Below are 3768 nucleotides of genomic sequence, written 5' to 3' on the forward strand. Positions count from 1 at the left end.
GTCAGCGACAAGCGCCTCACCGACAAGGTCGAGTTTTGGCCCAAGATCGAGGATCGTTTGGACCGCGAGCTGGCGATCGACAAGACGCTGCACACGCCCGTCAACCTCATTATCCACACCATGCAGGAAGTGAACGACGGGCTCGCGCATGGCCGTTATTTCTTCATGGATATCGCGAGGGACGGCGTCGCGCTCTACGAATTCGATGACAAGGAACTGCACAAGCCCAAGCCAAAGACGCCCGATGAGGCGCTCGACATGGCGCAGGAGTATTTTGATGAGTGGATACCCGGCGCAGCGAGTTTCCTAAAAGGGTACCGCTTCTATTTGGAAGAACGAGACTGGAAGAAAGCGGCGTTTCTTCTACATCAGGGCACGGAGAGCCTCTATCACGGCGTTCTTCTGGTTTGCACCTTCTATACGCCGCATGTCCACAATCTGGGCTTTCTGCGTACCCAGGCAGAACGCCTTGATATGCGGCTCGTCGATGTTTGGCCGCGCGAACTGAAATCGGATCGCAGGCACTTCGAGAAGCTCAAGGAAGCCTATGTGAAGGCGCGCTACTCGAAGCACTACCGCATCACCGAAGAGGAATTGCGCTGGCTTGGGGCGCGCGTCGAAGAACTCGGGCGGGTCGTGCATGCCATTTGTTCGGAGCGGCTCGAACAGCTTCGCCGCACGGCTGGGCGACTGCCGCCAGAATAGCGCGGCATGATTTATTCCATTTGCGAGAACTACGTCATTTGTCCGAAAGGGAATGTGGCGCTAAGGGACAACCGAAGTGGTTAGACCTCGAAGGAAAACGCAAATGGAAGATGCCGAAACGCTGGTCACGCTGACCGCCGATATTGTCGCCGCCCACGTCAACAACAACAGCGTCGCGATTTCGGACATCCCGCTTGTCATCCGGTCAGTGCATGAAGCGCTGTCCGGTCTGTCTTCCAAGGTTGAGCCCGAACCCGAGCCGCAGCAGCCTGCCGTGTCGGTCCGCGCGTCGATCAAACCCGATTATATTGTCTGTCTCGAAGACGGCAAAAAGCTCAAGATGATGCGCCGCCATTTGATGACGCATTATGGCATGACGCCTGAAGATTACCGCGCGAAATGGAACCTGCCGAAGGATTATCCGATGGTCGCGCCCAACTATGCCGAAACGCGCCGTGCACTTGCGAAGCAGATTGGTCTCGGCACCAAGGGGCGCGGCGGGGGCCGTAAGCCCGCAACGCACGGCCGCGCCAAAGCGAAATAGCGCTCGCTACTGCCCGCGATAGGGCTCGCACGCGATCCCGTCATTGTCTGCATCGAGGTCATCGCGATAGCCCGGCTCGCTCCGATAAATCGGTGCCGAGCCAGCTGCGCGCGCATCGTCGCAGCGTCGCCAATAATCACCCTCTTTCGGTTCGCGCGCACGAGCCATCCCGGTCGCTACCGCCGCGTCACTCGCCGCCGACATTAATTGCGTGCGTCCTTCGGGGGTGGTCGCGGCGGAGCCTAGGCCGACGACCGCGCCGACCACCCCTGCGCCGACGAGAAAATTGACGGCCGAATTCTTCGGCCGGCGTCTCCCTTTATTTTGCTGCCATTGCCGTGCCATGCCCGGATCATGACAGACGAAGGTAAATCTCCAGTAAGGGAGCCTTACAGGTCGGTCGCTGCTGCATCGAAGGTGCGCTGCCCGCGCCGTCGCCAGAGCAGCAATTGCTGCTCGCGCGCTTCGCTGCGTAGGGTTGCCGCCGCCTCGACGAGCAGGCCGAGCAGGACCGCGCGATCGTCACCGGTCAGCTCAACGAGGTCGGCCTTGGCGATGAGCCCGCCGAGTTCGATCAGCTGGCGCGTGCGCTCGCGGCGCTTCACCTGCCACGCTCGCGTGTCATGCCGCGTCCGCTTCGCCTGCAGGCGGTTGCGCGCTTGAACCGTCCGGCGATGCGCCGCCCGCGCTGCGGCCAGCTCCCTTGCGAGCGCGGGCGCTGTCGCCGCGAAAGAAGCTCGCGCCGCTCTTGCGCCACGTCTCCTTTCGCGTCGCGTCCGCGCCGACCGCGTCGAGCAGCGCGCCCGCGAGCAGCTCGATCGATAGGATGTCCGCGCCTGTCGAAATCACCAGCTCGCCGAGCTGGCTTTGCTTCTTCGTCTTGAGCGCCTTCGCCCTGTCGGTGAGGGCCTGGAGTTCGGCGTCAAAATCGCGGGGTTTGCGCATCGTCTGTCCTTCCATGTTCCTGGGGTCGGACGAACCAGCTATGCCGAGTCTCAACGTCGTTCAAGTAGCTGAAATCTTGTGAGAAGCTGTGATCCCGAGCGCGATGAAATCGTGTGAGGGCGCGCTTATACGTCGTGCCGACGTGCTCGTTTTGCTGTAAATGGATAGCCCTCATGGCGATCTATCATTTCTCGGCAAAAGTCATTTCCCGCGCTTTGGGCAGCAGCGCGGTCGCCGCCGCCGCCTATCGGTCGGCCGATCGGCTGCACGACGAGCGGCTCGGTCGCAGCCATGATTTTTCGAACAAGGCCGGCGTCGTTCACAGTGAGGTGATGCTGCCCGAAGGGGCGGACGAGGGCTGGAAGGATCGCGAGCAACTCTGGAACGATGTTGAGGCGGCCGAGCTTCGCAAGGACGCGCAGCTTGCCCGCGAAATCGAGTTTGCGATCCCGCGCGAGTTGACCCAGGAACAGGGTATCGAGCTGGCTCGTGATTTTGTGCAAGCCGAGTTCGTCGGCCGCGGCATGATCGCCGATCTTAATGTCCATTGGGACATCGGCGCCGATGGACTCGCCAAGCCGCACGCCCATGTCATGCTGACGATGCGGGAAATCCGCGTCGGCGAGGATGGCAGCGCCGAGTTCGGCGCCAAGGTCCGCGACTGGAACCGCACCGAACTGCTGACCCACTGGCGCGAAGCCTGGGCCGATCATGTCAACGAGCGACTCGCCGCGCTCGATATCGATGCGCGGGTCGATCATCGTACGCTCGAAGCGCAAGGAATCGATCTCGAGCCGCAGCACAAGATCGGCCCGGCAGCATCGCGCATGGCGGCCGAGGGACTGGAGCCCGACCGGCTCGCCGAGCATATCGAGATCGCCCGATCGAACGGCGAGAAGATCCTTGCCGATCCCGGCATCGCGCTCGACGCGATCACGCATCGCCAGGCGACATTCACCAACCGCGACCTCGCGATGTTCGTGCACCGCCACAGCGACGGCAAGGAGCAGTTCGACGCCGTGATGTCGGCGGTCAAAACCTCTCCCGACCTGGTGGCGCTCGGCAAGGACGGGCGCGGCGATGATCGGTTCACGTCGCGATCGATGATCGAGACGGAAGAACGGCTTGAGCGGGCGACCGCCACGCTAGACGCGCGGCGTAATCATGCCGTTGCCGAGCGCCATCGCGAGCGGGCGCTGGAGCGCGCGCTTGATCGCGGTTTGCAGTTTTCCCCGGAGCAGCGCGGCGCACTGGATCATGTGACATCGCCGCGAGGCGTCAGCAACGTCATCGGCTATGCTGGAACGGGCAAGAGCGCGATGCTCGGCGTCGCCCGCGAAGCCTGGGAGGCGGCGGGCTATCGGGTGCAGGGCGCTGCGCTGTCGGGTATCGCCGCAGAAGGCCTGGAGCATGGCTCGGGCATCGCGTCGCGCACGCTCGCAAGCTTGGAACATCAGTGGGCGAACGACCGCGAACTGCTCACCGACAAGCATATCCTCGTCATCGACGAGGCGGGCATGGTCGGCACGCGCCAGCTCGAGCGCGTCGTATCGGAAGCCGAACGCCAGGGCGCG

General features: G+C 62.8%; 6 protein-coding genes. 3 read left to right on the forward strand and 3 right to left on the reverse strand.

Annotated features, from left to right (window positions below; genetic code table 11):
- The coding region (locus tag VGN68_RS11765; RefSeq protein ID WP_327476868.1) for a HEPN domain-containing protein at positions 1-705 on the forward strand (705 nt) is incomplete at its 5' end.
- 103 nt (positions 706-808) lie between these two features.
- The gene (locus VGN68_RS11770) at positions 809-1249 is read left to right on the forward strand and encodes a MucR family transcriptional regulator (protein ID WP_327476872.1); all 441 of its coding nucleotides are present in this window, start codon (positions 809-811) and stop codon (positions 1247-1249) included.
- Between the two features lie 6 nt (positions 1250-1255).
- Here the strand turns inward: VGN68_RS11770 and VGN68_RS11775 are convergent, their stop codons facing one another.
- The 3 genes from VGN68_RS11775 to VGN68_RS11785 are packed head-to-tail and all read right to left on the reverse strand — an operon-like array spanning position 1256 to position 2194.
- A complete protein-coding gene (locus VGN68_RS11775) occupies positions 1256-1594 on the reverse strand; it encodes an excalibur calcium-binding domain-containing protein (RefSeq protein WP_327476874.1) in 339 nt (112 codons plus the stop codon).
- Between the two features lie 44 nt (positions 1595-1638).
- A complete protein-coding gene (locus VGN68_RS11780; protein WP_327476875.1) occupies positions 1639-1854 on the reverse strand; it encodes a conjugal transfer protein TraD in 216 nt (71 codons plus the stop codon).
- Positions 1855-1870: 16 nt separating this feature from the next.
- Positions 1871-2194, reverse strand: coding sequence for a conjugal transfer protein TraD (locus tag VGN68_RS11785; protein ID WP_327476876.1), 324 nt, complete (start codon positions 2192-2194; stop codon positions 1871-1873).
- A 173-nt stretch (positions 2195-2367) separates the two neighbouring features.
- Here VGN68_RS11785 and mobQ point away from each other — a divergent pair.
- Positions 2368-3768 (forward strand): MobQ family relaxase (gene mobQ, locus VGN68_RS11790; protein WP_327476877.1); only part of this gene is annotated, 1401 nt, incomplete at its 3' end.

The sequence above is a fragment of the Sphingopyxis sp. genome (genome assembly GCF_035998965.1).
Lineage (GTDB): Bacteria > Pseudomonadota > Alphaproteobacteria > Sphingomonadales > Sphingomonadaceae > Sphingopyxis.